The organism is Nocardia sp. NPDC002869 (assembly GCF_046764065.1).
In the GTDB taxonomy this organism is placed as follows: domain Bacteria; phylum Actinomycetota; class Actinomycetes; order Mycobacteriales; family Mycobacteriaceae; genus Nocardia; species Nocardia rhamnosiphila.
The window spans coordinates 1-26085 of sequence record NZ_JBKOOL010000073.1 but is presented as its reverse complement, the minus strand read 5'-3'; the positions used below and the strand labels follow the sequence as shown (position 1 = coordinate 26085).

At 70.3% G+C, this 26085-nt stretch carries 29 protein-coding genes; 14 read left to right on the top strand and 15 right to left on the bottom strand.

Translation table 11 applies throughout. The features are described from left to right. Positions 1–29: 29 nt before the first annotated feature. From ACLML9_RS15615 to ACLML9_RS15605, 3 genes are all read right to left on the bottom strand, one after another. On the bottom strand, positions 30–1346 hold the full coding sequence (locus ACLML9_RS15615; protein WP_411946208.1) for a cryptochrome/photolyase family protein: 1317 nt from the start codon (positions 1344–1346) through the stop codon (positions 30–32). Beyond that, a complete protein-coding gene (locus ACLML9_RS15610; protein WP_411946207.1) occupies positions 1343–1714 on the bottom strand; it encodes a VOC family protein in 372 nt (123 codons plus the stop codon). Before ACLML9_RS15610 ends, ACLML9_RS15615 begins: the two co-directional genes overlap by 4 nt. A gap of 569 nt (positions 1715–2283) precedes the next feature. Then, entirely contained in the window at positions 2284–4365 is a 2082-nt protein-coding gene (locus ACLML9_RS15605; RefSeq protein ID WP_411946206.1) for an MMPL family transporter, read from the bottom strand. Between the two features lie 92 nt (positions 4366–4457). Between ACLML9_RS15605 and ACLML9_RS15600 the strand changes: the two genes are divergently transcribed. From ACLML9_RS15600 to ACLML9_RS15590, 3 genes are all read left to right on the top strand, one after another. Beyond that, positions 4458–4970 carry a MarR family winged helix-turn-helix transcriptional regulator gene (locus ACLML9_RS15600; RefSeq protein WP_411946205.1) on the top strand — a complete coding sequence of 171 codons (513 nt, stop codon included), beginning with the start codon at positions 4458–4460 and terminating at the stop codon, positions 4968–4970. A 144-nt stretch (positions 4971–5114) separates the two neighbouring features. Then, positions 5115–5441, top strand: a complete 327-nt coding sequence (locus ACLML9_RS15595; RefSeq protein WP_411946204.1) for a plasmid stabilization protein — start codon at positions 5115–5117, stop codon at positions 5439–5441. 93 nt (positions 5442–5534) lie between these two features. Next, positions 5535–5828: a uracil-DNA glycosylase family protein gene (locus tag ACLML9_RS15590; protein WP_411946209.1), complete on the top strand. Its 294-nt coding sequence runs from the start codon at positions 5535–5537 to the stop codon at positions 5826–5828. A gap of 15 nt (positions 5829–5843) precedes the next feature. Here ACLML9_RS15590 and ACLML9_RS15585 read toward each other — a convergent pair whose 3' ends face one another. Next, on the bottom strand, positions 5844–7445 hold the full coding sequence (locus ACLML9_RS15585; protein ID WP_411946203.1) for a Na+/H+ antiporter: 1602 nt from the start codon (positions 7443–7445) through the stop codon (positions 5844–5846). 253 nt (positions 7446–7698) lie between these two features. On the opposite strand from ACLML9_RS15585, the gene ACLML9_RS15580 reads away from it, so the two are divergent. Genes ACLML9_RS15580 through ACLML9_RS15565 form a run of 4 tightly spaced genes read left to right on the top strand, consistent with a single transcriptional unit; the run spans position 7699 to position 12455 of the window. Further along, positions 7699–9549 carry an SCO2524 family protein gene (locus ACLML9_RS15580; protein ID WP_411946202.1) on the top strand — a complete coding sequence of 617 codons (1851 nt, stop codon included), beginning with the start codon at positions 7699–7701 and terminating at the stop codon, positions 9547–9549. Then, on the top strand, positions 9536–10474 hold the full coding sequence (locus tag ACLML9_RS15575; protein ID WP_411946201.1) for an SCO2523 family variant P-loop protein: 939 nt from the start codon (positions 9536–9538) through the stop codon (positions 10472–10474). The genes ACLML9_RS15580 and ACLML9_RS15575 overlap by 14 nt, the downstream gene beginning before the upstream one ends. Continuing rightward, positions 10475–11476, top strand: a complete 1002-nt coding sequence (locus tag ACLML9_RS15570; protein ID WP_411946200.1) for an SCO2522 family protein — start codon at positions 10475–10477, stop codon at positions 11474–11476. 1 nt (position 11477) lies between these two features. After that, the gene (locus ACLML9_RS15565) at positions 11478–12455 is read left to right on the top strand and encodes an SCO2521 family protein (RefSeq protein ID WP_411946199.1); all 978 of its coding nucleotides are present in this window, start codon (positions 11478–11480) and stop codon (positions 12453–12455) included. Between the two features lie 22 nt (positions 12456–12477). Here the strand turns inward: ACLML9_RS15565 and ACLML9_RS15560 are convergent, their stop codons facing one another. Next, complete coding sequence (locus ACLML9_RS15560; protein WP_411946198.1) at positions 12478–13299, bottom strand: hypothetical protein; 822 nt, start codon at positions 13297–13299, stop codon at positions 12478–12480. 17 nt (positions 13300–13316) lie between these two features. After that, positions 13317–13778, bottom strand: coding sequence for an N-acetyltransferase family protein (locus ACLML9_RS15555; protein ID WP_411946197.1), 462 nt, complete (start codon positions 13776–13778; stop codon positions 13317–13319). Between the two features lie 241 nt (positions 13779–14019). Between ACLML9_RS15555 and ACLML9_RS15550 the strand changes: the two genes are divergently transcribed. The 3 genes from ACLML9_RS15550 (at position 14020) to ACLML9_RS15540 (ending at position 16232) form a co-directional block, all read left to right on the top strand. After that, entirely contained in the window at positions 14020–14613 is a 594-nt protein-coding gene (locus ACLML9_RS15550; protein WP_411946196.1) for an NADPH-dependent FMN reductase, read from the top strand. A 226-nt stretch (positions 14614–14839) separates the two neighbouring features. Further along, entirely contained in the window at positions 14840–15484 is a 645-nt protein-coding gene (gene lexA / locus ACLML9_RS15545; RefSeq protein WP_411946195.1) for a transcriptional repressor LexA, read from the top strand. Between the two features lie 52 nt (positions 15485–15536). Further along, positions 15537–16232: an NUDIX hydrolase gene (locus tag ACLML9_RS15540; protein ID WP_411946194.1), complete on the top strand. Its 696-nt coding sequence runs from the start codon at positions 15537–15539 to the stop codon at positions 16230–16232. 312 nt (positions 16233–16544) lie between these two features. Here ACLML9_RS15540 and ACLML9_RS15535 read toward each other — a convergent pair whose 3' ends face one another. The 7 genes from ACLML9_RS15535 to ACLML9_RS15505 form a co-directional block, all read right to left on the bottom strand. Beyond that, the gene (locus ACLML9_RS15535; protein WP_357769776.1) at positions 16545–16832 is read right to left on the bottom strand and encodes a hypothetical protein; all 288 of its coding nucleotides are present in this window, start codon (positions 16830–16832) and stop codon (positions 16545–16547) included. A gap of 64 nt (positions 16833–16896) precedes the next feature. Then, positions 16897–17625: a phosphodiesterase gene (locus ACLML9_RS15530; RefSeq protein WP_411946193.1), complete on the bottom strand. Its 729-nt coding sequence runs from the start codon at positions 17623–17625 to the stop codon at positions 16897–16899. Further along, positions 17625–18464, bottom strand: a complete 840-nt coding sequence (locus ACLML9_RS15525; protein WP_411946192.1) for an SDR family oxidoreductase — start codon at positions 18462–18464, stop codon at positions 17625–17627. The genes ACLML9_RS15530 and ACLML9_RS15525 overlap by 1 nt, the downstream gene beginning before the upstream one ends. Positions 18465–18473: 9 nt before the next feature. Continuing rightward, on the bottom strand, positions 18474–19562 hold the full coding sequence (locus tag ACLML9_RS15520) for an NAD-dependent epimerase/dehydratase family protein (protein ID WP_411946191.1): 1089 nt from the start codon (positions 19560–19562) through the stop codon (positions 18474–18476). Positions 19563–19663: 101 nt separating this feature from the next. Continuing rightward, positions 19664–20143, bottom strand: coding sequence for a hypothetical protein (locus tag ACLML9_RS15515; RefSeq protein ID WP_411946190.1), 480 nt, complete (start codon positions 20141–20143; stop codon positions 19664–19666). A gap of 156 nt (positions 20144–20299) precedes the next feature. After that, positions 20300–20815 carry a carboxymuconolactone decarboxylase family protein gene (locus ACLML9_RS15510; RefSeq protein WP_411946189.1) on the bottom strand — a complete coding sequence of 172 codons (516 nt, stop codon included), beginning with the start codon at positions 20813–20815 and terminating at the stop codon, positions 20300–20302. Further along, entirely contained in the window at positions 20812–21891 is a 1080-nt protein-coding gene (locus ACLML9_RS15505; protein WP_411946188.1) for a dihydrodipicolinate reductase, read from the bottom strand. Before ACLML9_RS15505 ends, ACLML9_RS15510 begins: the two co-directional genes overlap by 4 nt. Before the next feature lie 216 nt (positions 21892–22107). Between ACLML9_RS15505 and ACLML9_RS15500 the strand changes: the two genes are divergently transcribed. Both ACLML9_RS15500 and ACLML9_RS15495 read left to right on the top strand, forming a co-directional pair. Further along, positions 22108–22563 carry a hypothetical protein gene (locus ACLML9_RS15500; RefSeq protein WP_411946187.1) on the top strand — a complete coding sequence of 152 codons (456 nt, stop codon included), beginning with the start codon at positions 22108–22110 and terminating at the stop codon, positions 22561–22563. Beyond that, complete coding sequence (locus ACLML9_RS15495) at positions 22560–23777, top strand: flavin-dependent oxidoreductase (protein ID WP_411946186.1); 1218 nt, start codon at positions 22560–22562, stop codon at positions 23775–23777. The genes ACLML9_RS15500 and ACLML9_RS15495 overlap by 4 nt, the downstream gene beginning before the upstream one ends. 26 nt (positions 23778–23803) lie before the next feature. Here the strand turns inward: ACLML9_RS15495 and ACLML9_RS15490 are convergent, their stop codons facing one another. After that, positions 23804–24628, bottom strand: coding sequence for a YceI family protein (locus ACLML9_RS15490; RefSeq protein ID WP_411946185.1), 825 nt, complete (start codon positions 24626–24628; stop codon positions 23804–23806). Positions 24629–24729: 101 nt separating this feature from the next. Then, positions 24730–25050: a helix-turn-helix domain-containing protein gene (locus ACLML9_RS15485; RefSeq protein ID WP_411946184.1), complete on the bottom strand. Its 321-nt coding sequence runs from the start codon at positions 25048–25050 to the stop codon at positions 24730–24732. Positions 25051–25085: 35 nt separating this feature from the next. On the opposite strand from ACLML9_RS15485, the gene ACLML9_RS15480 reads away from it, so the two are divergent. Both ACLML9_RS15480 and ACLML9_RS15475 read left to right on the top strand, forming a co-directional pair. Next, on the top strand, positions 25086–25499 hold the full coding sequence (locus ACLML9_RS15480; protein ID WP_411946183.1) for an alpha/beta fold hydrolase: 414 nt from the start codon (positions 25086–25088) through the stop codon (positions 25497–25499). A 246-nt stretch (positions 25500–25745) separates the two neighbouring features. Then, complete coding sequence (locus ACLML9_RS15475) at positions 25746–25886, top strand: alpha/beta fold hydrolase (protein WP_411946182.1); 141 nt, start codon at positions 25746–25748, stop codon at positions 25884–25886. Positions 25887–26085 lie beyond the last annotated feature (199 nt).

Here is a 26085-nt window from a genome sequence, read left to right as displayed (position 1 = left end):
CCGGGCCGCGCGGTCCGGGCATCGTCGCGTCACATCCCGGGAAACTCGATGATCGGCGCCGGATAGTCCGTGCCGAGCCGCCACGGCCGGTGGATCGCCCGGCCTTCGATATCGGCGAGTTCCGGTACCCAGCGTCGCACGTAGTCGCCGTGCGGGTCGTAGCGGTCGGCTTGGCGCAGCGGATTGAGCACCCGGTTCGGGCGGGTGTCGTTTCCGGTTCCGGCGACCCATTGCCAGTTGAGCTGATTGTTCGCCAGGTCCGCGTCGACCAGCCAGTACAGGAAGTGTCGCGCTCCGGCCCGCCAGTCCACCCGCAGCGATTTGGCGAGGAAGCTCGCGGTGATCAGGCGGGCGCGATTGTGCATCCAGCCCTGTGCGCGCAATTGCCGCATCCCGGCGTCGACGATCGGGATACCGGTGTGTCCTTCGCGCCAGGCCTCGAGCGCCTGCTCATCGTCGCGCCAGCGGATATCCCGCGCGCGATAGTCGGCCCATGCCGCGCCGGGCCGGGCGGCCAGCACCTGGTGGTGGAAGTCGCGCCAGGCCACCTGCCGGACGAACGCGGCGGCGCCCTCGGTGGAATCACCGGCGCGGCGCACCACCTCGCCCGGCGAGAGACAGCCGAAATGCAGGTAGGGAGACAGCCGTGAGGTGGTGTCGGCGGCCATCTCGTCGCCGCCGGACGCGTAGCCGTCGAGGCTGCGGGAAAGCCAGTCGCGCAGTATCTTCCGGCCCGTGTTCTCGCCGCCGACCGACAGTTCGGGAGAGGGCTCTCCCGCAGTGAGCTCGCCCGGCTCCGGGAGCGTCCCGGCGGCGATCTCCGGCAGCTCGAGGCGGCGCGGCGCGCGCAGCGCCGCCCGATGCCGGTCGCTGGTCCAGCGCCGCAGATAGGGCGTGAACACGGCGAAGTGATCATTGCCGGCGGGCACCAGATCGCCGGGCGGCACAACGGTCAGCGAGGCAGTGTGGACCCGCAGTTCGCGACCGTCGCGGGCCAGGCGATCACGCAGCCGCCGCTCCCGCAGGCGGCTGTAGGCACTGACATCGGCGGCGATATGGACGACCGGCGCGTCCGCCGTCTCCGCCACCCGCGCCACCTCGTCGGCGACGTTTCCGGCGCGGACGACGAGCCGGCCGCCGAGCGCACGGAGTTCGTCGTCGAGTTCGCGCAGGGCGGCCGCCAGGAAATGCGCCCGGTTGGGCGGGCAGGAACGACCGGACAGGATGGCCTCGTCGAGAACGAAGAGCGGGACCACCGTCGCGGCCTCCCGGTGCGCCGCGGTGAGCACCGGGTTGTCCCGCACCCGCAGATCGCGGGTGAACAGGGCGACCGCGGCGGCGGTCACGCGAACCAGACCAGGCAGAACGTGTGCCCGACCGGGTCGGTGTAGACCCGGAATGTCTCTTCCGCGTGGACGAATGTGGCGCCGAGCGCCAGAACTGCCGGTTCGGCGACCTCCACATCGCTGACCAGCACATCGAAGTGGACCTGCTGCGAACCGGCCGGATCCGGGAACCGGGGCGGCCGATACTCCGGCGACAACTGGAACGCCAGCCGCCGGCCCTGCGGGTCGACCATGGCGACCCAGGTGTCGTCGCTTTCCGCGCTCACCACTTCCCCACCGAGCAATCCGAGATAGAACTCGGACAGCTTCCACGGATCCGGGCAGTCCAGTACTACCGTCCGCAATCCCTCTACTCCGTCGGCCGCCATGGTCCGGCCCTCCTTCCGCACGTGATACCGGTTGCGTACCCGGGCCCCCGTCGGGAAAACCGGCACGCACTGCGCGCCGAGGGTAGGGCCGGGGGCCGGTGCGGGAGGGGATGCGCGTCAGCACGTCGGGAGCGGCACCTCTTCGTAGACCTCGCCCACGGCGCCGGCGAGCAGCCGGTCGGTCATCCCCTGCGTCAATACGGTCGGCCGGGCGTTGTCGGCCGTGTCGCGGTCGCGGCGCGCGCCGAGTTCGATGAGCGGGCGAGGACGGGCCCGTGCTCGGTGGCCGCGAGTTCGGGGATGCCGGTGCAACGATCGCCGGTGACCGCGCGCAGCGGGCACCCATTGTCCGGCGTCGTTCTCGACTGGTTGAGGCCGACGGGCCCCGATCATGTCGGCGACCATCCATCGCCGTGGCGGCAAGCTCCGCTGCTACCGCCGTGCACGCTGCATATTCGATGCCATGCGCTCTACCGTCCTGCCTCTGAATCGTACAAACAGGATTCAGGTTCCTACCTATCAGGACGGTGTGAATCAGGGTGACTCACTGATCGGCGGCCGATCCTCCCCTACTGCCGCTGTTCCGCGAGTTCGGTGGCGGGCGCCGGATGGCCGTTGCCGCCGAAACCGCTGGGCCACCACACCTTCGGGCCCACCAGGGCGAACAGTGCGGGGATGACGACCGTGCGCACCAGGAAGGTGTCGAGCACGATGCCGATTCCGACGATGATGCCGAGCTGGGTGAGCGTGATCAGCGGCAGCACACCCAGGACGCAGAACACCGCCGCCAGGACGATTCCGGCACTGGTGATCACCGCGCCGGTCGCCGAGACCGCACGCACCATACCGTCGACGGTGCCGTGGCCCGGGGTTTCCTCCCGGGCCCGGGTCACCAGGAAGATGGTGTAGTCGATACCCAGTGCCACCAGGAAGAGGAAGGCGAACAGCGGCACCGTGGTATCCAGTGCGGGGAAGCCGAAGAGATGCGTACTCACCAGGCTGCCCAGCCCCAGGGCGGCCAGGGCACTCAGCACGGTGACGCCGATCAGCAGGACCGCGGCGGGCAGCGCCCGCAGCAGGATGAGCAGCACCGCGAAAACCACCACCAGGATCAGCGGGATCACCAGCAGCTGGTCGTGCCGGGCGGCGTCGCGGGTGTCGAGCGCTTTCGCGTCGCTCCCGCCGACCATGGCCTCGGCGCCGGGTATCGCGGCCAAGGTGCCGCGCAATTGTTCGATCGTCGTATAGGCCGCCTCGGATTCGGGAGCGGCCTCGAGGGTGACCATCCACCGGTCCGAGCCCTCGTGACCACCCGCGGGCACCACAGCGGAGACGCCCGGGGCGGCCTCCAGCGCCGGACGGACCGCCGCGGCGGCGTCGTGCCGGGTGAGCACGACGGTCGGATCGGAAGCGCCCGACGGGAAATGGGCGGCAAGGGCATCCAGGCCATCCACCGATTCGGCCCGGACCCGGAACTGTTCGGTCTGCGACAGCCCGATATCCGCGCCGGTCAGACCCGCCGCACACACGACCAGCAGCGCGATCGCCCCGCCGGCGACCACGGCGGGCCGGGCCACCACCCTGGTGGCGATGCGATGCCACACGCCGTGCGCCGCGGTCCCGTCGGCACTCGCGTGCGGAACGAAGGGCCAGAAGATCTTCCGGCCACACAGAGCCAAGGCGGGCGGTAGCGCCAGCAGGACGAAGACCACCGCGACCAGCAGGCCGGCGGCCGCCATCAGGCCGAGCGAACGAGTGTTGGGCAGCGTCGCGAGCAGCAGCGTGCACAGGGCGAGCACCACGGTCACATTGCTGGCCAGAATCGCCGGTCCGGCGCGGCGGACGGCCGCACGCAGCGCGGCGCGGTGGTCGCGGTGCCCGTGCAGTTCGTCGCGATAGCGGGAAACCAGCAGGAGCGCGTAATTGGTGCCCGCGCCGAACACCAGAACGCTGGTGATGCCCGCGGTGGAGCCGTCGAAGGAGAGGTCGGTGACGCGGGCGAGCGCGGTGCCGATGCTCGTGGCGGTCCGGTCGGCGAGACCGATCACCAGCAGCGGTACCAGCCACAGCACCGGCGAGCGGTAGGTGGCGATGAGCAATAGCGCGACCACCAGCGCGGTGACGGCCAGCAGGGTCACGTCCGCACCGGCGAAGGAGTCGGCGATATCGGCGCCGAACGCCGGGCCGCCGGTGATCTGCACGGTCAGGCCGGGGGGCGCGTGCTCGGCGGCCATCTGGCGCAGCCGGTCGATCTCGGTGGCCAGATCCGCTCCGTTCAGGTCGGCGGACACCGTCGCACGTCCCAGTGCCGCCTTCCCGTCCGGCGCGACCACGAGCGCGTCCGCGCCGGTACCGGAGACCTCCTGAACCGTCGTCGTGGCGGCGGCGCGGTCGGAATCGGTCAGTTCCGCGCCGTCGGTCCGGGTGATCACCAGGATCGCCGGCGCGTCCCGGCCGCCCGGGAATTCCGCCACCGCGGCGTCGACCCGCGCGGCTTCGGAATCCTGCGGCACCGAGGTCGGCGCCTGATCCGCGTCGTCGTTTCCACCGACGCCCACGATCACCGCGCAGGCGGCGGCGAGGACGGCGAGGAGCAGGACCCACGAGCGGCGGCCGGTGACCACGGTGGCGAAGCGTTCCCAGGCATTCACCCGGCAACTATTTCAGAAACTGAAATAATCGGCAAGGACGGCGGCCGCGGCACCTACACTCTTGCGAGCGGGATCAGGAAAGGACGGCGTAGGTGAGAGACGAACCCTCGGCGAAAACGGACAGCGCGCCCCGGGAGCACGCCGAAACCGAGATCGCCACCGATATCCGCGCGCTGACCGCGGTGTCCGAGCAGATCGGGCATCTGTTCGCCCATTCGCACTCCCTGCGCAGCACCGATTTCCGTGCGCTCATGCACGTCGCCACCGCCGAAGCCGAGGGCCGGCCGCTCACCGCCGGACAGCTGCGTGAACTCATGGGCCTGTCCCCGGCCGCGATCACCTACCTGGTCGAACGGATGATCGCCTCGGGTCATATCCACCGCGAAACCGATCCCGGCGACCGCCGTCGGGTGCTGCTGCACTACTCCGAACACGGCATGTCGGTGGCCGGCGAATTCTTCCACCCACTGGGCAGGCGCACCCGTTCGGCGCTCGCCGGCCTGCCCACCACCGATCTCGCCGCCGCCCACCGGGTGCTCTCCGCGGTCATCTCCGCCATGCGGGACCACCATGCCGCACTGACCCGGGAGCCGGGCGGGCGGTAGTAGGGACGCCGACACGCCGGACCTTCGAAAAACTCTGCATACTGCCGTGCGGCCTGGGTAGGACGCCCCACGACCCGCGGACGACCGCATGCTGATTGCCCCGGCTGTACGCGGGTACACGGCCGGGCAGACAGGAGGTGTGTCATGCCGAAGGAATGGACCGACAAACAGGAACGGCAGTACGAGCACATCAAGGATTCCGCCGAGGATCGCGGGGCGAGCACCGAACGTGCGAAGGAAATCGGTGCGCGGACGGTCAACAAGAACCGCGCCCAGGCCGGTCAGACGAAAACAGCGAGCCGCTCCTCGACCCGCGATATCTCACCGCAGCGGCGCGGCGGCCTGCGCTCGGGGACCGATAAGCCCAAGGGCCGGACCCGCGACCAGCTGTACAACGAAGCCAAGAGCCGCAATATCAAGGGCCGCTCCAAGATGACCAAGAACGAATTGGCCGAAGCCCTGGGCAAGTAGACCGCCGATGAGCCCCGCCGCCCGTGCGGCCACGAACAGCCGCCGGGCACCGAAACCGGTCGGCGCCGCCGAGTTCGTTCCCGGCGGCGCCGGATCCACAAACAGCCCAGCCGGACCGAGGTCGTCGCATGCTCGGCCTGGCTGGCCACCGAACTGGATCTGATCGCCCCGGATCTGGTGGTCTGCCTGGGCGCGGTGGCGGCGAAAGCGGTACTGGGCCCGTCGGCCACGGTCGGCTCGCTGCGCGGCCGCACCGTCGAACGCCCGGACTTCCGGGTGACCGGTACGGTGCATCCCTCGTCGGTGCTGCGCGCCCCGGATCGCGATGCGGCGTATACCGAGTTCTTGGCGGACCTCACCTACATTCACGACTCCGCGCGGCGGTGACCCCCGGCGCGCGGATCACCGGCCCGGCCCCAGATCCAGACGCCGGGTCACCCGGTCGACCAGGTCCGGGGGCATACCCGGTTCACGCCGGGCGGCCTGCGCTTCCCGCCGACCGGCCTCGGTCACCTCGGCGCGGATACGCCTGACGGCGACGGTCATCCGCGCCTCCCGCTCGGCGCGGGCGCGCGCGTCCTCGTCGGCCGCTTCTGGATCGGCCCGGGCCAGCCGGCGCCGGATACCTTCCCGCAGCCGCTCACGGAGTTCCTCGGGTACCTGCTCGGCGTCGGCCAACTCCTCGAGGCGGGCCAGTTCGGCCCGGACCACTCGCTCCCACAGTTGCCGTTCGAGGCGGCGTTCGGCGAGCGTGTCGGCGTGGACACCGGTGAGCCGGACGACCAGCGGAAGCGTCGGGCCCTGCACGAGCAAGGTGAACAGGACCACCGCGAATGCCGTGAACAGGATCTCGGTGCGGCCCGGGAACTCCGCGCCTGCCTCGGTCGACAGCGGTATGGCCAGCGCCAGTGCCACCGTGGCGACCCCGCGCATACCGGTCCACCATGTCACCACCGTTTCCCGCCAGGTGTGGGGCTCGTCGGCGTCCTCGTCGTGCCACAACTTCTCGCGCAGCCACCAGGTCGTCATCAGCCAGACGAGCCGCAGCCCCACCACGACGGCCAGTACCGCGCCCGCGCCCCCGAGCAGTTGCGGCCAGCTGTTCCCGGTGGCCGCGAGCACCGCACTCAGCTCCAAACCGATCAGCCCGAAGGCGAAACCGCTGATCAGCAGCTCGGTGATCTCCCAGAACGAGTCGCCGACCACGCGATAGTCGGCGTCGGCGAATTCGGTGACCGCGTCGGTCAAGTACAGCGCGCACACCAGCACCGCCAGCACGCCCGAACCACCCCAGGACTCCGCGAGACCGTAGGCCGCGAAAGGCAGCAGCAGGCTGAGCGCGACCTGCGCGCTCGCTTCGGCCAGATAGCGGGTGAGTTTGCTTCCCGCCATACCCAGCGCCAGGCCGACCGCCACAGCGACCACGGCCGACACCACGAACTCGCCCGCCGCCCGCGGCCCCGAAAAATGTCCGGTGAGCACCGCGTCGACCGCGACCGAGTAGACGACGATCGCGGTGACGTCGTTGAACAATCCCTCACCGCCGAGTACGACCACAAGCCGGCGCGGCAGTCCGAGACGACCGGCCAGCGCAGTCGCCGCCACCGGATCCGGCGGTGCGACGATCGCCCCGAGCACGACGGCCGCAGCCACCGGCAGGCCTGGATACCAGGCGTGGAACACCGCCGCCACCGCCGCCACCGTGGCCAGGACCAGTCCGACGGCCCGTAACACGATGGGCTCCCAGCTCTCCGCGAACTGACGCCACGAAGTACGCCGGGCCGCGGCGTAGAGCAGCGGGGGCAGGACCAGCGGCAGGATGAGGTGCGGGGGGATCGCGATCTGCGGTACGAACGGCAGCAGCGCGAGCGCGACACCGAACAGTGTCATCAGCACCGCCGAGGCGACACCGATCCGCCGCCCGATCGCCTCGGCGAGCACCGCGGCGAACAGGATCACGAAAGTCAGCACCAACTGGTCCATGGCATACCAGTCTGCTGCCACCCGCGCGTTCCGGACCCGCGCAATGCCGAGCGCGGACCGATCGAGCCGGGAACCCGGGGTGGCGAGGCGGCGAGGCCGGTCGCGGACCGCGCACCGGATCTCCGGCCGGGACGATCGGAAGCGATTGCCGCGCAAATTATCCCGCGGCAAACGTGGAACCGGCCGAATAGTTGTCCCGGCGAACGAATTCGGGGCACACTCTAGGTGACGACGTTCGACGCGCCGATCGAACGCGGGGGCGAGGACACAGAATATGAGAATTAGGCCGCGGCAACAGCTGCTGGACCTGTGGCGGGCCGTGCTCGCCTGTTCCTATCGAGGCGGCACCTGGACCTGGGGCGGCCGCGACGGCAGCAATTCGATCAGCGACGCCGAACAGTTGCTGTGCCTGCTGTACCCGGCGGCCGAACTCGAGGCCTTCGCCCTGGACCAGCCCGACGATATGGCGGCCGACGCCCGGCGGGCCCTCCACCCCTTCGGCGAGGAGACCCGCATCGGCGGCGCACTGGTCGGCCTGCTCGAGGACTACCTGCGGCGCTACACCGGCCCCGACGGGCAACCGGTCTTCGCGGCAGGCTCCTACCTGCGCGCGGCCGGTGATCGCCCGCTCACCGAGGAACAGCTCGCCCTGGGGATCGTCGACTCCTATTCCATGTCGCTGAGCCTGTGTATCGCGGCGCTGCGTTTCCTGCGCGGATTCCAGCGTTTCGTCGGCGGTGAGGTGCGGCGCGAGGCACGGCAGTTGAGCGAACGCATTCCGCTGGTGATCGATACGGTCGGGATCCGGCTCACCGCCGCGATGGCCGGTCTGGTGCGCAGTTTCGTCATCCACACGCCCGAGCCGAAGTCCGAGGCCGGGCAGTCGATCCTGCATATGATCAATCAGAACCACGCCCCCGCCGACGAGGTGATCCGGCGCCTGTCGGCACGGCTGGAACGGCTGCGGGTCCAGGCGGCCAACGAGGTCCGGCTCAGCCAGACCGCCGAGGTGGACGTCGCCGACGACGAGCGGCTCTTCGAATGCGGCTGGGGCTGGGGCATCGTGCGCACCGCCGAACCCATCGAGTTCGTCCCCGGCGAGGTCGGCCACGCGGCCGGGCACGCCGAACCCCGTCCCTACCTGTACTTCACCGCCGTCGCCCTCGACGGCATCATCGATCTGTCCTCCCAGCGCATCCGGGAGCTGGACCTGCTGACCGACGAGCAGCGCACACTCGCCGACGCCCTGCAGTTGCGGTTCGAACTGGCCCGCAACTACTGGTCCACGGTGGCCCGGTTCGGTGGCGGCCGCTGGCCGCTGGAGGACATTCCCTGGCGCACCTCCGACGGCGAGGAATCGGACTATTTCAGTCTCACCGTCACGGCCATCCTCATCCAAGACCTGGTCTACCGGGACAGCACGGAGGACCTGGCCCGGACGGTGGCGGTTTTCGATCAGCTGGCCCGCCGGGGCCGGATCACCAGCCGTCTCACCGCCGGGGACGCGGCCGCGGTCCTGCACTTCCCGGGTGTCCGGCTGGGTCTGGCCGGGAGCGAGGATATCGGCGGCGGCTCCGTTCTCGAATGGTATGTCCCGGATTTCGTGACCATGATGCTCAAACGCTGCCTGCAGGCGGCGCGCCTGCGCACCGATGTCGACACCCGGGATCAGTTGATGGCGCTCGCCGAGGCGGCGATGGAACATCTCGACGGGCGAATCCAGCGCGACGGCCCGGCGGCCGGTCTGTGGGACGATCCGGCGGCCCTGCTCGGCCCGGAGTTCGCGGTCCCGGCCGGCCCGTCCTGGTTCGTCACCGAGCGCATCATGGAATGTCTGGTGATCGCCTACGACACCTTCCGCGAACCCCCGCTGGCCCCGGCGACCATGGTCGCCCGCGCCGTCGATCTGCTGAGCGAGGCGGAACATCTGCTCAACCAGGAGGAGCTCGAGGTCGAAGGCGATGATCTGACCCCGAAGCAGGCGGCGGTGAACCGTATCCGGCAATCGCTGGACCGGGCCCGCGGGGTGCTGCACGAGCGTCCGGGTACCGCCTACAGTCTGGCCACCCAGGCGCTGATCCAGCTCGACGAACTGGCGTACGCGCGCCAGGATGCGACGCGGTAGGGGGGTCCGGGTGCTCGTATTCTCCACCTCCGACAAGGGCGGCACCGGGCGTTCGGTGACCAGCTGCAATATCGCGTACCGGTTGTGTATGTCGGGCCGGAATGTCGCCTATGTGGATTTCGACTTCGGGTCACCGACCGCCGGTGCGCTGTTCGAGATCGGCACGGTCGAGCGGGGCGTCGCCGACGGCGGGGTGCACTCCTATCTGCTCGGACAGACCGGGACGGCGGCCCGGGTCGATATCGGCACCGCCACCGATCGCTCCGAACTCAAACGGGTCGCCCCCCGCTCCGGACGGCTGGTCCTGTTCCCGGGTGACGAGGGCGGTGCCGAATTCCTCACCGCCGACGACGCGGTGGTGACCCGCTGTGCCGAACTGCTGGTGGCGCTGGAACAGGAGTTCCGGGTGGTGTTCGTCGATCTGAGCGCGGGCCGGTCGGTCGCGTTGGAGATCGCGCTGCAGGCGACCGCGCTCCCGCAGTTGCGCCGCCGGACGGCGCGCTGGCTGATCTTCCACCGCTGGACCCGCCAGCACATCCTGGCGGCAGCCGGGCTGGTCTACGGTCCGCACGGGCTGCTGCAGACCGGCGCCGCCTGCGGGCACGATCCCGACGAACTGCTGGGCTCGACCCGCTATATCCGCACCGCCGTACCCGCCGCCAACTCGCATCTCACCGCGCAGCGCGCGGCGCAGGCGGCATGGCTGCAGGAACAGGACGTCGCGCTGCGTCGGCTGGCCACCGCCAACCGGCTGGGCGCGACCGCGGTACTGGGCGCCACGCCGATGGAACCGGTATTGCAGTGGCGGGAGCAGCTGATCCTGGACAGCGATGTCAACGCCCATATCGCCAACCACGAAACGGCGCAGGCCTACACCGAACTCGCGCGGCGCCTGATGGACGTCGCCAGCTGGGAGAGGCTCTAGATGCGGGACAGGCAGGTCTACACCGAGGCCACCGAACAGCCCTGGGTCGCCCCGGTTCCGCTCTCGCATCTGTCCATCGAGGTCGGGCACTTCTATCTCAACGACCTCCTCGGCGATCTCGGGCGGGTGAAAGAGGAGTTCCGCCGGATAGTGCCGTTGGTCGCGGCGTTCACCGAATCCGCCCGCGTCCGGTTCGGCCCGGATGTCCGGGTCAGCACGTGCTATCTGATCGACGACTACTTCCAGCCCGATACCGATCCCGCGGAAGTCCTCGGCAAACTGCTCACCGCCGCCGACGCGGCCGGGCTCACCATCGACTATCTGGCCCGCGAGTCGGGCTGCTGGCAGACCTCGCAGTTCATGGACGGCGTGCCGCTGGGTGAGCCGATACCGGTGGCCGAGATGGTGGCCGCGCGGATCGTCGCCGAACCGGCGCCGCCCGATACCGGGCGCCGGCCGCCGACCGCGCAATCCGGGTGGCTGTGCAACGGCCGCCGGTCCTCCGAACACGAACCGGCGCAGGCCATGCGCGGACGCACCTACGAACCGCCCGAGGAGTTCGGCCGCCGCGAGCATTCCATCTTCCTGGACGTGCAGTTGTGGAGCAGCCGGCTCGTCGACGGCGTCACGGTGACCCGCTGGTCATGCCCGTTCCTGGCCGCGGTCTGGCATCTACTGCGGCTCGGCATGCTGCGGTATCACGGGGCCGCCGTGGTGGATCCGCAGCAGTGGCACGGGGAGCCGTGGCCGCGCCGCTGGCACGAGGTGCCGCCGGTCGTGCAGCTCACCCCGGACGCGGCGCCGTTCGCGGCGTATCAGACCCTGTCGATGCTGCCCAAACGCTATCTCGGTATCGAACACGCGGTACGGCTGGTGCTCGACCATCTCGACCTGGACGAGGACGTACTCGCGCAGGTCATCGCGACCGGTGCGGCCGAGGACGTGACGGTCTCACGCAAGATCAGCGAGCGGCTGTCCCACCTGCTACTCGACGGGTCCTGAGATGGCCGCGACGACGCCCCTGGTCGACCTCGGTGAGGTACGCACCTGCCTGCTGCCGTCGGCCACCGCGCTGACCCGAGCCGAGGCCGGGGAACTGCTGGCCCTGCTGCCCGGCTGCGGCGTGCGATGGCGGGAGCGACCGGGCACGCTGGGCCTGTCCCCGACCACGGCGGTGGGGGTCGATTGCGATCTCCGGCTGGGTGAGCAGCCCGCCCGGATCGTCGGCACCGTGGCCACCGGTCTCGCGCTGACCGGCGGGCGGGTACTGCAGTCCTCGGCGCGCACCCGGGTGGTGCGGGCCGCGGAACGCCGCCGCCAGACCTGGTCCCACTACATCAGCCAGAAGGGGGTCACCGAGGTCGTCACCCGGATTCCCGAGCGGATGGCGGCCGGTAATGTTTTGGCCGACAGCTATCTCGCCGCCGACCCACTGCCGGGGACGGCCCCGCTGGACCTGGCGTCGATCAGCGAACGGCTGCTGGCCCGGGTCCGCGCCGACTCCCGGCTGGACCAGAACCCACCGGTGCAGGCCGGGACGACCCGGCTGCGCTGGACGGCCCGGGTCGGCGGCAGCAGCGGTCCGGCCGCGACCCTGCACCTGGACGACGAGACCGTCCGCTCGGTGCGGCTGATCGTGCGCGACGAAACCGATCTGGATGCGGCGCAACGTTTCTGCGAGGATCTGGCCGCGCACGATTGGCTGCTGACCGTACTGGCCGACGCGCTCGACGAAGCCGACCGGTTCGCCCCGCACAGCCGCGAACGGATCGATATTCTCGCGCCCGCTCTCGAACATCTGGCCGGGCTGTGGATGCCGGGCGCGCATACGCCGCCGGTGCTACGCGCGCTGTGGAAGGATCTGCAGAACGATCCGGGCTTCTCCAGGCAGTGGAACACACTGGTGGGCCGGTTACGCGACAATATCGCGGTCGCCACGCTGTCGGCATTGCGGCACAAGATTTTCGACGCGGATTGGTGACCGCCCGCACCCGTCGCTCCGGCTACATCCGGAACCATTTCCGGACCAGCAGCGCGAAGAACACCGACATCGATACCGCGCCGGTCCACGCCTCGATGACGAAGAGCGTCCGGATGGCGCCGGGCAGGTCCTGCGTATCACCGGGACCCGGCGGATTCAGGAAACCGGTGACGCCCATATAGATCATGTGGTCGACCGCTTGACCACCCACCAGCAAGGCCACCCCGGTGAACAGCAGCATCTGCAGGATCACCCAGCCCAGCAACCACGAGGGCCGGTACCCGTGGCCACACAGGAGATAGGACCCCTGTCCGGCCCAGCGCCGCAGTCCGTGCGGTAGTCCGCGGGTGTTCGCACGCGCCAGGTGCAGGCCGCAGCGGTCCTCGGCCTCGTCGTCCTCGTTCACCCGGTACAGCGCCATGGCGCGGCGGAACGCCAGGGCCGCGTGGGTGGCCAGGCCCACCGCCGACAGTTGCGCACCGATCGCCTCGTATTCCTCGGCCAGCAGCGTGTTCTGCCGGGCGCTGAGTCGCAGCGGGCCGCGGAACTCGACCTCGGCGGCCATGAGCGCGGCCGGTACCGCGCTGGGCACCCGCCAGCCCTCCTCGTCGGGGCGGGGATCGCGGGCCGCGCCGTAGAGGTGCGGGAAGACCAGTGCGTCGGAGTGCCGGCGGCGCGCGCTGGGCGGATCGTAATCGTCGAGAACGGCTTCGACGTGCACAACGAAGGTGTTCAGTGACATCCGCTCGGGATGCGCGGCGGCATCCAGCTCGGCGGTGTAAGCCGCTGCGTGCCTGGCGATCCGGGTGGAGACCGACGCCACGAACGGCGAGATCTCGCCCATACGAACCAGTTTAGCGTTCAGGGATGGAGGCGGAATTCGTAGACGTCGCGGGGCTCCCCGGGCCCGAAATAGCGCTCGTCGTGTTCGACGAACTCGAAACCGGCCTGTTTGAACAGATTTCCGGCGGGATGATTGTCGGGCCGGACCGTGAGGTACACCGTGTCGGTGCCCAGTTCCCGGCATACGTGCAGGGTCTGGTTCAGCAGCGCGCGGCCGAAACCGGCACCCTGATACCGCTTGGCCACCGCGAAGGTGAACAGCAGCGCCCGCCCGGACTTCTCCAGGGTGAGCGCGTACCCGATGACCGTCCCCGCGACCTCGGCGACCAGCCATTCCGAACCGTGCAGATCATAGAGCTGGCGCAGCATCAGGTACAGGTACGGTTCACCGAACACCTCGGCCTCGACGGCCGCGATGTCCTCGAGATCGGCAAAGCGGGCCTGCCGGTACACCGGCTGTGGCGCCTCCGCGATATCCATGTGCTCCCTCGTGCCAGGGCATACGCCGTCCGGTACCAGCCTAGAACGTCGACTCGCCGACCGCGCCAGTGTAGAGCTCACGCAACCGTTCCGTGATGCGCCACGTTCTATCGTCGGCATACCCGCCGGCGAACGTCTGTCACAGGAGGCCGGAATCCGGACTTGACCTGAATAATAGTTGAGGATTCAGAGTGGTTGCCGGAGCGGCGTAACCGCCGCTCGGCACACCCCTGGAGGAAATATGGATATCGCCGCCGCATCCGGCACCGGCACACCCCTGCGCGTCGCGGTCATCATCGGCAGCAGCCGCGACGGCCGCTTCGCACCCGCCGTCGGCAGTTGGTTCCTGACCAGGGCATCGCTGCGCGCCGACCTGGCACCCACCACCGTCGATATCGCGGATACCGAACTACCGCACACCTTCGGCGCGCCCGCCGACGGCCTCGCCGGGAGCCGGGAGACGCTCGCCGCCGCCGACGCCTTCGTCGTGATCACACCGGAGTACAACCACAGCTATCCGGGCACCCTGAAGAACTTCATCGACCTGCACCACGCGGAATGGCAGGCCAAACCCGTGGGTTTCGTGAGCTACGGCGGTATCTCGGGCGGCCTGCGCGCGACCGAGCACCTGCGCACGGTGTTCGCCGAACTGCACGCCGTCACCGTCCGCGACACCGTCAGCTTCCACAACCCCTGGGGGCAGCGGGACGATACCGGCGCGCTCGCACCCGGCGCCGGCGCCGAGACCGCGGCCACCACGCTGCTCGACCAGCTCGTCTGGTGGGGCGAGGCGCTGCGTACCGCCCGCGCGGCACAGCCCTACGCAGCGAGCTGAGCCCGGCGGCCCCGCAGCCTGGCGCCCCGGCAGACCCGCAGGCCGGCTATCCCGCGGCCCGGCAGACCCGCAGCCCGGCAGGGCGGCAAGGCGGCAAGGCGGCAAGGCGGCAAGGCGGCAAGGCGGCAAGGCGGCAAGGCGGCAAGGCGGCAAGGCGGCAAGGCGGCAAGGCGGCAAGGACGGATACCCCGTAAGCAGCTGTCACGCCTGGTCATACGATGTCGCGGTGACCGAATACGACCACCTCGACACCTCGACCCTGCCGGAACGCCAGCGCCGCATCCTCGCGGCGATACGGGAATGGGTGGTGCGGCACGGTTACCCGCCGAATACCCGGCAGCTCGGTGCCGCCGTCGGGCTGCGTTCCTCGTCGTCGGTGTCGAAGCATCTGAAGAGCCTGGAGGAGAAGGGATTCCTGCGCCGCGGTGACGGGGTCTCCCGACCGATGGACGTGCGGCTGTTCCTGAACGCCGGTGCCGAGGCGGAACCCGCCCGGGACGCCGTCGCGGTCCCCGTCGTCGGCGATATCGCGGCGGGTACGCCGATCCTCGCCGACGAGCACACCGACGATGTGCTCACGCTGCCACGGGAACTGGTGGGCCACGGGACCGTGTTCGGGTTGCGGGTGCGCGGCGATTCGATGGTGGACGCGGCCATCTGCGACGGGGATATCGTGGTGGTGCGCCGCCAGCCCGACGCGCAGACCGGGGAGATCGTCGCCGCGATGCTGGACGGGGAGGCGACGGTCAAGGTGTTCCGCCGCCGCGCCGGTCACGTGTACCTGAAACCGCGCAACCCTGCCTATCAGGTGCTCGACGGCGACCACGCGGTGGTGCTGGGCAAGGTCGTCTCGGTGATGCGGCGGATGTGAACGCCGCGCCCACCGCCCGGCGGCCGCCGGCCGATGGTGCATGATCGAACGTATGGGAACAGACCCGGGACCGCGGGTCCCCGACAATCTCCACGATTTCCGCACCCTCGCCCGGGCCCGGCTGGCAGTGTTCCCGCGGATCGCGGTACCCGATACCGACGGATTGCGCCGGGCCGCCGTGGTGCTGTGCGTGGTCGATACCGGCGGATCGCTGTCGGTGCTGGTCATCAAACGTGCCTATCGCGGCCGCAATGCCGGGCAGTGGGCGCTGCCCGGCGGCCGCGTCGAACCGGGCGAGACCACGCAGCAGGCCGCCCTGCGCGAACTGCACGAAGAACTCGGGCTGACGACCGGCCCCGAGGATGTACTCGGCACCCTCGACGATTTTCCGGCCAGCTCCGGGTTCGCCATCACTCCCCTGGTGGCGACGCTGTCCGATATCACGCGCCTACAGCCGAACGCGGACGAAGTCCATTCGGTGCACCGGGCCGCCTTCGACCGGCTGGCCGCCGACGACACACCGCACTGGGTGCTGCCGGACTCCGCCCGGATGCACGACGGCGCCCCGGCGGTCGACGCCCCGCCCGGTGAACCCGGTCTGCTGCAGATGCGCCTGGGCCCGAATATGACGATCCACGCCCCCACCGGCGCCATGCTCTGGCAGTTCCGCGAAGTGGTGCTGCTGGGCAGCGAACCGAAGGCGGCCCGGGTCGCGGATTTCGCCCAGCCCACCTGGACGCGGCACTGAGCGCTCGCGCCCTGGACCCGGTGCCCGCCCGACTCGCGTGTGACACGGCCGACGAAGCTCGGACCGCGCCGTTGCCCGCCCGGTGACGAGCACCGGGCGAGACAACCACCGCACTGAACTCGTACCGACCAGGCTCTTGGTCCGGGAGGAGGTCCCGGCCTCGCCTCGCGCCGCCGTGACGACTGGTAGCACCGGGCACTGCACACGGCGTCCGCCGCCGCGCAGCAGCGTCGGTGCCCCGACCGTGAACTGCCGAATTGCCGACCGGGCCGACGCCGGTCGCGTCACCGGGGCTGTCCGTCCCCGAACTGCTCAGGGTCGCTGCGCGTCGGGCCGGCTGGCCGAACGCTGGCCCTCCGGCACGATATCGGGCTCCTCCTCCGCCAGTCGGCGCTCCATCGGTTCACCCTCTCGCTGCTCCCGCGGCGTAGTGGCGTACCGGTCCGCGGCCGACCAGTGGTCGGGCGGATCCATGCCCTCCTCGAGCGGGTCGGCGGCCAGTTCGTCTTCGTCCAGTTGTTCGCCGGTCGACGGAATCGAACTGCTCGCCCACTCGGCGATCTCGGGGGATTCCGTGCCGGGGTCCTCGGTTTCGTTCATGGTCGCGTGTTTTCCCGGACGCCGCCGCGCAAACAGCTCGCCGCCGATTTCCTCCCGCCCGCCGTCACCGGTGCGGGTCCACCTCGACCCGGCCGGTTTCCCGGTCCTCGATGCCGCGACCACGGCGGCTGCCGTCGTAGGCCGATTCCCGCAGCCGCTGGACCGCGCGGGGCAGCAGGGCCACATCGGCGGGATGGTTGAGCACGGGATCGTAGAAGTCGGTGCGATGCTCACCCGGGTCCGCGGCGCGCAGCGCCAAGTGGCCGACGGTCTGGCGCGCGGGCCCGTAACCGGCGACCGAGATCGTGTACCCGATCTGGTGCTCGTGCACATGCCGGGTCAGGGTCGAGAGCGAGGTGCCGGTGGGCAGCCCCGGGTCCGGCTCGGCGAGCACCCAGAGCGGAGCGGAATCGTCCCACTGGTAGGGCAGCAGACTGCCGAACCGGGCGCTGTCCCAGCCGCGTGCGACCGTCAGGGACAGCCGGGCGACCGGGCGCTGTCCGGTGGTCGCCAGTGCGAAATCCCAGGGTTTCTCGTTGATGTCGAGCACCCGGAAGGCGAGGCCGAGGATGTCCGGGATGCCGCCGGGGGTGCCCACCCCTTTGGAGAGGCGCCCGATGGTCGCGCGGTCGCCGTCGCCGAACAGCCGGGTGAATTCGGGTTCGGCGCGGAACCGGCCGGCGAGCCGGACGCCGCGCGGGTGGAAGAAACGGGCGTGCCGGAGATGGGCGCCGGCGTCGAACGCGCCGCGCACCAGCGCCGACACCGGAGCGAGTGTCAGTCGATCTGTCATCATGAGTCTCCCTTCGGATCACGCCAGCCCTCGTCCCTGACGAGCTGGCTGGACTGCGGCCCCATCAGCAGCATGCCGCCGTCGACGACATAGGACGCTCCGGTCACATATCCCGCGGCGGGGGTTGCCAGGAAAGCCACCACGGAGGCGACTTCCTCGGCGTGGCCGGGCCGGCCCAGCGGCAGCCCCGGCCGGGGTTGTTCGCGTGGATCGGCGTCCTCCTGCCCGGTCATCGGGGTGGCGATCTCCCCGGGGGCCACCGAGTTCACGGTGATGTCGTGTTCGGCCAGTTCCAGCGCCAGCACTTTGGTCAGGGCGCCGAGGCCCGCCTTGGCCGCACAGTAGGGCGCCGCCCCGACCTTGGGTGCGTGCTCGTGCACGCTGGTGATATTGATGATCCGCCCGCCGCGGCCGGCCTCCGTCATATGCCGGACGGCGCGTTGCGTACAGAGGAAGGCGCCGTCCAGGTCGACCGACAGCACATGCCGCCAGGTGTCGAAGTCCATATCCATCGCCTTCTGCGCGGAGCCGGTACCGGCGCAGTTCACGAGCACATCCACTCCGCCGAGTTCGGCGGCGAGTTCGTCCACGGCGGCGGTACTCGTGGGCAGGTCGTCCAGATCCATCTGCCGGACAGCGGCGCGCGCGCCCCGGTCGTGGGCCAGTCCCGCGGTATGCCGGGCACCGGCCTCGTCCGAGTGATAGGTGATCCCCACATCGACACCGCCGCCGGCCAGCGCCACCGCGATTGCCCGGCCGATCCCCGAATCGGAGCCGGTCACCACGGCCCGTAGCGGTGCGCCTATACGTTCTTTCGGTAAGGGAGCGATAGTAGCCATAGGGCGCGGCTACCCGGACGGGTCGCGATCACACAACCGGTCGTCGACCGGATCGCGACCCCCGACCCCGGAGGTGAACTCACGGTGGCGCGCCACTCCCCCGGCGTCGGGGGCCAGCGGCGGGGTGTCGCCACCCCGGTGTTCGCGCAGGGCTTCGAGGAACTCGCGCAGCGCGTCGGTCGCGGTGACCTGCGGCTGCCAGCCGAGTTCCGTCCGGGCCCGGGTGGTGTCCATGATCGGCAACTGCATCATCGCGTCGAACAGGCCGGGCGTGGCGGGCACCAGGCGTAGATGCCAGGCGCCGGCCAGCGCGGTCCGGACCGGCCACGGGGGCACTTCGACCGTACGCACACCCAGCAGCCGCGCGAGCTCGGCGCGGTCGAGGACCGGTTCGGCCGCGATATTGAACGCGCCCCGCGCGCCGGAGAGCACCGCCGCCGTATAGGCACGGCCCGCGTCGGCACTGTGCAATGCCTGGAAGCGCAGCCCGCGCGGATAGGGCAACAGCGGTAGCAGTCCCGGCCGGACCAGCCGGTCGGGGAGCAGCGGGCCGGCGAACAGCCGGCGCTGCTGTGCGGCCGAGGCGCGCTGGAAGGTGAACGCCGGGCGCATCCGGACCAGGCGGCAGTCCGGATGTTCGAATTCGAAGAGGTCCAGCAACCGCTCCACATAGGCTTTCTCGACCGCGTAGGACGCTCCCGGCCAGCCGTCGGTCGACCAGCTCTCGTCGACCGGCTCGTCACCGGTCGCGGGCGAGTAGGCCGCGACCGAGGAGGCGTGTATGAGCGCGGGCACCCCGGCCGCGGCCACCGCGGCGAGCACCCGACCGGTCCCCCCGACATTGGTCCGCCAGGTATCGCCGGGCCGGCGGGTGGGCTGGAACACCCAGGCCAGGTCGACCACCGCGTCGGCGCTGCGGAACAGCGACACCAGATCCGCGGAGCGGATATCGGCCGCCGCCCATTCGACCTCCGGATGCGCATGCTCCGGTTTCCGCCGCGCCACACCCACGATCGAATCCACCGTCCCGGTACCGCTCAGCTGTTCGAGCACCGCGGTACCCACATTTCCCGTGGCCCCCGTGACTATCACCCGCATCCGTTCACCTCGCTGTCCGTCGGGGTGTGCGGCATACCCGGGTTCGCGGAGCCGACACAGCCGGCCGGGCACCGGTTCGGCCGCTTGCCACCGGCCGCGACTCAGCCCGCGAGGATCTGAGGTGAGAGCCCCTTCAGCATGGCGTTGGTCCAGCGCAGCTGGCGCAGGGTACCCGGATGGCACTGCGCGGCCAGGTCCAGCAGTTCCGGTTCCCGGGCCGCCTGCGCGCCCTGGGCGAGCAACTCCCAATCCACCGACACACCCGCCGCGAGCTGATGCAGCCGGCGCAGATCCCGCAGGAGCCGTAGCCCCGGGTCCGGTGGCCGCCCGACCGTTCCGCGCAGCCGGCGCGCGCGGGGCAGCCGGACCCGCAGGTGGCGCCGACCGTGACCTTTCGCCGCCCCGAACCGGGGGGCGAGCGCATCCAATTCGCGGAGATGGTCCTGCGACGAGCCGGCCAGATCCCGGGCGGTCTGGTGGATCTCGTACTCGGCCCGGTGCCGGACCGCGACGGCCGCCAGTTCCCCGGCGAGTTCCCGCTCGGAGAACTGCAGTTCCTCGATGACAATATGCAGTTTCACCGGCCACCTCGGTCCTCGGCGCGGAGTTCGTACAGCCCCGGACCGTAGCAAGTGCGTGCACCCCAGGGTTCGGCGATACGGCCTCGAGTCTTCATACCCCGCAGTTACCCAGGACGCCGCGCGTTCATCGCACCGGTCCCGGGGGCGGGAACCGGCTCAGGCTCCAGGACGGGCGCCGGGGGCACTCGGGGCCGAATGTCCGGGGAGCACACACACCGCGTCGAGTCCGAGCACATGGTTGAGCCGGCCGAAGGCGAGCCAGGAGCCCAGGCACATGCTCAGCTCTACGATCTCGGCCTGGCTGTAGCGCGCGGTCATCCGGGACCAGAAATCCTCGTCGAGGTTGTGGTGGTCCAGGGCGTAGCGTTCGGCGTATTCGGCGGCCAGCCGGGCCCGGTCGTCGAGCACCTCGGTGCCGCGCCAGTCGGCGACAGCAGCGTCGAAACCCTCCTCCACCTTCTGTCCGTCGCGTTCGGTCCGCCAGTCCAGGCAGAACACGCAGCCGTTGATCTGGGCGATCCGCAGCCGGGCGGCCTCGAATTCGCGTAGGCCCAGTGTGGTGTGCGCGTATACCGCCAGCGAGAAGTTCGAGGCGGCGATACCGATGCCGGGCACCATCTCGCCCCAGACGTAGCCGATGGGATCCTTGCCTTCGGGAATGTCAACTCTCATGAGGCGTTCCTTCCGAGCTTTCCGGCCGCCGGGCGCAGCGGGACATCGAGGGCGTCGTAGAGGCCGGGCCCGGCCGCGACCAGCCAGTCGATCGCACCGACCAGCCGCCCCACGGCGGTGGCGTTACCACCGGCCGCGTAGTTACCGCCCTCGTCGGTCGCCTCGACGGTGACCTCGATGCGCGGACGGCCTTCGATGATCACTCGGTGCGCCCCTTCACCGTTGGGCGGAGCGGGCCATTCGGGTGCGCACGACGGGTGGATCCGGGTGATGTGCTCCACCACGATCCGGGGCGCACCGGCCACGATGCCCTGCACTTCGAAACGCATGGCGCCCTGGGTGCCGGCCTCGAACTTGCCCATGGTCGCGGTCTCGACGGTGGTTTCCAGGGGTAGCCGCTGGACGGATTCACGGATCTCGTCGAGTTCGACGCCGAGCGCCCGGGCCATCAGCCGCACCTGCCCGCCCCACACCATGGTCGGGACCGTGGGTGCCACCATGGGCGGTACCTGGTCCATGGGCTGCCCCATACCCACCAGGTAGCGCACGGAGTCGGGCTGGTCGTAGGTGGAGTAGTCGAAGATCTCCTGGCAGCGGACCACCTCGACGGCGCTGCCCAGACCGCTGACGAGTAGCGGCAGCACATCGTTGCCCCAACCGGGATCGATTCCCGAGACGAACAGGGAACCCCCGCCGGATTCGATCGCGGCCAGGACCGGTTCCCGGACCTCGGGCGGGGCGCCGCGCTGATCGTAGAGGGCGTAGAGCGCCGGGGTCACCACCACCGCGCCGCCGCCGATCGCGCGGACGATATCGGCGAGGGCGTCGTCGGGCCGTATTTCCCCCGACGCGGCGTACACCACCGCCGCGGGCCGGGCCGCCAGCACCGCGTCCACATCGGTGGTGGCCGCCACGCCCAGCGACCGGTCGAGCCCGGCCAGGTCGCCCGCGTCCCGGCCCGCCTTGGCCGGGTCGTGCACGAGGACAGCCGTGAGTTCGAGTTCGGGGTGGGCGTCGACCGCCCGTACGGCGGCGCGGCCCACATTGCCGGTCCCCCAGACGACCGTCGAGATCATCGCCGGATTCTAACAAGCGCTTGGTTGCGAATGGGGCGAATCGGCAGCTTCTCCAGCGATACCACGCCGACCCTTAGCGTGGCCGATATCTCCGCCGCCGGGAATGCCGCCCGGCCGCTGCCGCCGTATCGTTGGTCGGTGACGGAATTCCTCACGGAGGCAACGGAATCCGATTTACCCTCGGTTACCCGGATGTTACTGCGCGCTGACGGATCGATGACCAGACTGTTGGAGGCGCTGATCGGCCGCCCGCTGGCACTCGACCTCACCGATCAGCACGCCACCACGGGACGTGACCTCGACCCCGCGGTACGCACGGCGCTCGGCTGTGCCGATACCGATCCCGTGGTCGTGCGCCACTCGACCCTCGTCACCACCGGCGGCGCGGCCGTCTCGTGGAACTGCGTGGCCGTGGTGGCCACCGACGACGAACTCACCGCCCTGCTCACCGACGAACGGCTGCCCATCGGCCACAGTCTGGCCGGGGCCCGCCGCCACCTCGCGCGCACGGTCCTGGGCGCGGGCGTCACGCGCTGGCCCGCGGCCGGTGGCGGGGAAGGCCTGCCCTGCGCCTACAAGGAGAGCGTGCTGTCCGACCACCGGTCCGCCGTGGTGGCGCATCTGCACGAACGGTTCAACCCCGCCTATGTGCCGTTGGCGGCGGCCCGATGAGGGTGCTGATCGTCGGCGCCGGGATCGGTGGGCTGACGACGGCGCTGAGCCTGCACGCGGCCGGTATCGAGGTCCAGGTGATCGACCGGGTACCGCGGCTGCGCCCGCTCGGCGTCGGCATCAATCTGCTGCCGCACGCGACCGGGATCCTCGCCGATCTCGGGCTGCACGACGCGCTCGCCGCGCGGGCGGTCGCCACTTCCGAACTGGTGCACTACGACCGGTTCGGCAACGAGATCTGGCGGGAGCCGCGCGGCGTGGCGGCCGGACACCCGTGGCCGCAGTATTCGGTCCACCGCGGCCGGCTGCAGTCGTTGCTGCTGGATACGGTGTACGACCGGCTCGGTCCCGGCGCGGTACGGACAGGGTCACGTTTCGTCACCGCGACCGAAGAAGACCGGCAGGTCCGCGTCACGATCGACGAGCACGGCGGCGACACCGCGAGCGAGCTCACCGCGGACGCGGTGATCGGCGCCGACGGGCTGCACTCCGCGGTACGGGCACACCTGTACCCGGAGGAGGGCCCGCCGCGCTGGAACGGAATCCGGATGTGGCGCGGCGTCGCGACCGCGGCGCGCTTCCTCACCGGCACCTCGATGCTGATGGCCGGCAGCAATCACGCCGCCAAACTCGTCGCCTATCCGCTCGGCCCCGCCGCACCGGGCAGCGACGAGGTCCTCGTCAACTGGGTCGCCGAGGTGCGGATGCCCCAGGACGGCCAGGGCGAGGCCGAGTGGACGCATACCGGACGGCTCGGCGATGTCGCACCGCACTACCGCGGCTGGCGGATCGCCGGCCTCGACGTGGCGGCGTTGCTCGCCGCGAGCGAGACCGTCCTGGAGTACCCGATGGTCGACCGGGATCCGCTGCCGCGCTGGAGCTTCGGCCGGATCACCCTGCTCGGTGACGCCGCGCACCCCATGTACCCGGTCGGCTCCAACGGCGGCTCGCAGGCGATTCTCGACGCCCGGTCGGTGGCCGCCGAACTGGCCGGCGCGGGCGATCCGGTCGCCGGATTGGCGGCCTACGAATCGGCACGCCGCGAAACGGCGAACTCCGTCGTTCTCGCCAACCGGGACATTCCGATGGATCACGCCCTGCGGATGGTCGCGGAGCGGGCGCCCGAGGGTTTCGACCGGATCGAGGATGTGCTGACCGCCGAGGAACTCCGCGCCATCACCGACGGGTACCGGCGCACCAGCGCTGTCCGGTAGCCGGCCGGCTACCGCCGCTCTCCCCGCTAGGCCGATCCGGGGAGCTGGTCGCCCTGCACCACCTGGATATCCAGATCGATCTTGACCGTGGTACCGATCGCCGCCACTCCGGCACGGACCACCGCGTTGTAGTCGATGGCGAAATCGTCGCGCCGCAGCGTGGTCTCGGCGTGGAAGGCGGCCCGGACCCCGCCCCACGGGTCCGGACCGAACCCACCGTAGGTCAGCGCGAGATCTACCGGCCGGCGCTGTCCGTGCAGGGAGAGCTCACCCGACATCACCCAGGTGTCGCCGCCGGTGCGGCTGAGCCCGTTGCTGGTGAAGGAGATCAGCGGGTAGTTCTCGACGTCGAGGAAATCGCTGGACCGCAGGTGGGTGTCGCGCATCTCGATACCGGTGTCGATGGTGGCGGCCTTGATCTCGGCGTAGCCGGAGGTCTGTTCGAACCGGTCGGCGATATCGAGCCGTCCGCTCACCTCGGCGAAGCGCGCCTTGATACTGGAAATGCCCAGGTGACGGGCGGTGGCGATCACCGAGGAGTGGACCGGGTCGATGGTCCACGGGCCGGCCGGTGGAAGGGCGACGGCGTCGACCACCGGGGCCAGCGCCACCTCGCCCAGCGTGCCCGACCCCGAGGACGAGATCTGCACCGCCCGGGCGGCGGGCTGATAACCGGCGGCGGTCAGCACCGCGGTGTGCACGCCCGGACGCAGCGGTTCGGTGGCCACCGCGCCGTTCTCGTCGGATACCGCGCGGCAGATCTGCCGACCACGCATATCCGTCACGGTCAGCACCGCGTCGGGTACGGGCCAGCCGTCGGCGCCGTGGATGCGGCCGGTCAAACCGGGCATGGGCATCACCTTTTCACCACTCAGAGTTGATTAGCACAAGCAACTAGTTGCCGATGCCGAATATACCCACGTCATCTCCCCGCCGACAGGGGCGCCTGCCTTCATCGCTCGATGACCGACAGTTCGCCGCCGATCCGGACGAAGGCCGTGGGCGTGAGCCCGAACATCGCCCGGAAAGTATCGCTGAAATGCGACGGCGAGGCGAACCCCGCATCCGCGGCCGCCCGGGTCAGATCGTGCCCCGCCGCGTGGGAACGCGCGATATGCACCATCCGCGCCCACTGGATGTAGCGCCGGAAGCTGGTGCCGGTCTGCCCGGCGAAGGTGCGCAGGAAGTGGGAGGGCGACAGTCCGGCCGCGCGGGCGACGAAGGAGGCAGCCGATGACGACCGATCGGATCGACCCCGCCGCGCGCCGGACACCGGCGTAGCACGAGACCACTGTGGACGGTGCCCGGTTGTGTTACGCCGCAGCGGGTTCCGGCGACCCGCTGGTGCTGTTACACGGCTGGCCACAGTCCCACGCGGCGTGGCGGGAGCAGATCGGGCCGCTGTCCGACAGCCGTCGGGTGATCGCGCCGGACTGGCTCGGCTGGGGTGCTTCCGCCCGCGATACGGCCCTGCCCTGCGATTACGACAGCGAGGTCGACCGGCTCGCGCGCATGCTGGACGCGCTGGCACTCGACCGCGTCGACCTGGCATGTCACGACTACGGCGGCTTCCTGGGACTGGCCTCGCCCAGCGCCATCCGGACCGTGTCCGGCGGCTGGCGATCCTCAACTCGCGGGCCCACCGGACATTCGTCGCGCGCTACGCACTGCTGTTCGGCGCGTTCACCACCGCCGCCCGGCACGGACTCGGCCGGCGCCTGATCACGGCACCCCCGATCCACGCCGTGCACCGCTGGGGCCTGCACCGGTATGTCCGCAACGGCACCTTCGCGCCCGAGCGGCTCGAGCAGTATCTCGCCATGTTGCGCACTCCCGAGGGACGCCGCTGGTATACCCATTTCTGGGCCGGGTACAAGGTCCGGGTCCGCCCGGACCTGGGTGCGCGCCTGGGCGAGATCGACTGCCCCACCACTGTCGTCTGGGGGCATCCGGGACCCCGCGATCCCGATGGCCACCGCCGAAGAACTCGCACGCGAGATACCGAACGCCGAACTGGTGCGTATCGACGCCGACCATTTCCTGATGGAACAGCGACCGGAGGAGGTCACCGAGGCATTGCGGCACTGGCTGCGGCGACCCGCCCGGTGACGGCGGGGCAGCGCGACCCCTCGGGCAGCCGATCTCCTGACGCTACAGCGGACACGTTGGTCACCGGTGCGCGGTGACAGGCCTGGCTCGGTGACAGGCCTGGCTCGGTGACAGGCGGGGGTCCGGCGACAGCCCAAGCTCGGCGACAGCCGGGGCCCCGCAACAACCCAAGCTCGGCGACAACCGGGGCCCCGCAACA

Coding starts and splice junctions, on each gene's coding strand:
- ACLML9_RS15610 (WP_411946207.1), bottom strand. CDS start 1,714: ATGGCGGCCGACGGAGTAGAGGGATTGCGGACGGTAGTACTGGACTGC.
- ACLML9_RS15595 (WP_411946204.1), top strand. CDS start 5,115: ATGCCGAAGGAATGGACCGACAAACAGGAACGGCAGTACGAGCACATC.
- ACLML9_RS15580 (WP_411946202.1), top strand. CDS start 7,699: ATGAGAATTAGGCCGCGGCAACAGCTGCTGGACCTGTGGCGGGCCGTG.
- ACLML9_RS15575 (WP_411946201.1), top strand. CDS start 9,536: ATGCGACGCGGTAGGGGGGTCCGGGTGCTCGTATTCTCCACCTCCGAC.
- ACLML9_RS15570 (WP_411946200.1), top strand. CDS start 10,475: ATGCGGGACAGGCAGGTCTACACCGAGGCCACCGAACAGCCCTGGGTC.
- ACLML9_RS15565 (WP_411946199.1), top strand. CDS start 11,478: ATGGCCGCGACGACGCCCCTGGTCGACCTCGGTGAGGTACGCACCTGC.
- ACLML9_RS15560 (WP_411946198.1), bottom strand. CDS start 13,299: ATGGGCGAGATCTCGCCGTTCGTGGCGTCGGTCTCCACCCGGATCGCC.
- ACLML9_RS15555 (WP_411946197.1), bottom strand. CDS start 13,778: ATGGATATCGCGGAGGCGCCACAGCCGGTGTACCGGCAGGCCCGCTTT.
- ACLML9_RS15550 (WP_411946196.1), top strand. CDS start 14,020: ATGGATATCGCCGCCGCATCCGGCACCGGCACACCCCTGCGCGTCGCG.
- ACLML9_RS15540 (WP_411946194.1), top strand. CDS start 15,537: ATGGGAACAGACCCGGGACCGCGGGTCCCCGACAATCTCCACGATTTC.
- ACLML9_RS15535 (WP_357769776.1), bottom strand. CDS start 16,832: ATGAACGAAACCGAGGACCCCGGCACGGAATCCCCCGAGATCGCCGAG.
- ACLML9_RS15530 (WP_411946193.1), bottom strand. CDS start 17,625: ATGACAGATCGACTGACACTCGCTCCGGTGTCGGCGCTGGTGCGCGGC.
- ACLML9_RS15525 (WP_411946192.1), bottom strand. CDS start 18,464: ATGGCTACTATCGCTCCCTTACCGAAAGAACGTATAGGCGCACCGCTA.
- ACLML9_RS15520 (WP_411946191.1), bottom strand. CDS start 19,562: ATGCGGGTGATAGTCACGGGGGCCACGGGAAATGTGGGTACCGCGGTG.
- ACLML9_RS15510 (WP_411946189.1), bottom strand. CDS start 20,815: ATGAGAGTTGACATTCCCGAAGGCAAGGATCCCATCGGCTACGTCTGG.
- ACLML9_RS15505 (WP_411946188.1), bottom strand. CDS start 21,891: ATGATCTCGACGGTCGTCTGGGGGACCGGCAATGTGGGCCGCGCCGCC.
- ACLML9_RS15500 (WP_411946187.1), top strand. CDS start 22,108: ATGACCAGACTGTTGGAGGCGCTGATCGGCCGCCCGCTGGCACTCGAC.
- ACLML9_RS15495 (WP_411946186.1), top strand. CDS start 22,560: ATGAGGGTGCTGATCGTCGGCGCCGGGATCGGTGGGCTGACGACGGCG.
- ACLML9_RS15490 (WP_411946185.1), bottom strand. CDS start 24,628: ATGCCCGGTTTGACCGGCCGCATCCACGGCGCCGACGGCTGGCCCGTA.
- ACLML9_RS15475 (WP_411946182.1), top strand. CDS start 25,746: ATGGCCACCGCCGAAGAACTCGCACGCGAGATACCGAACGCCGAACTG.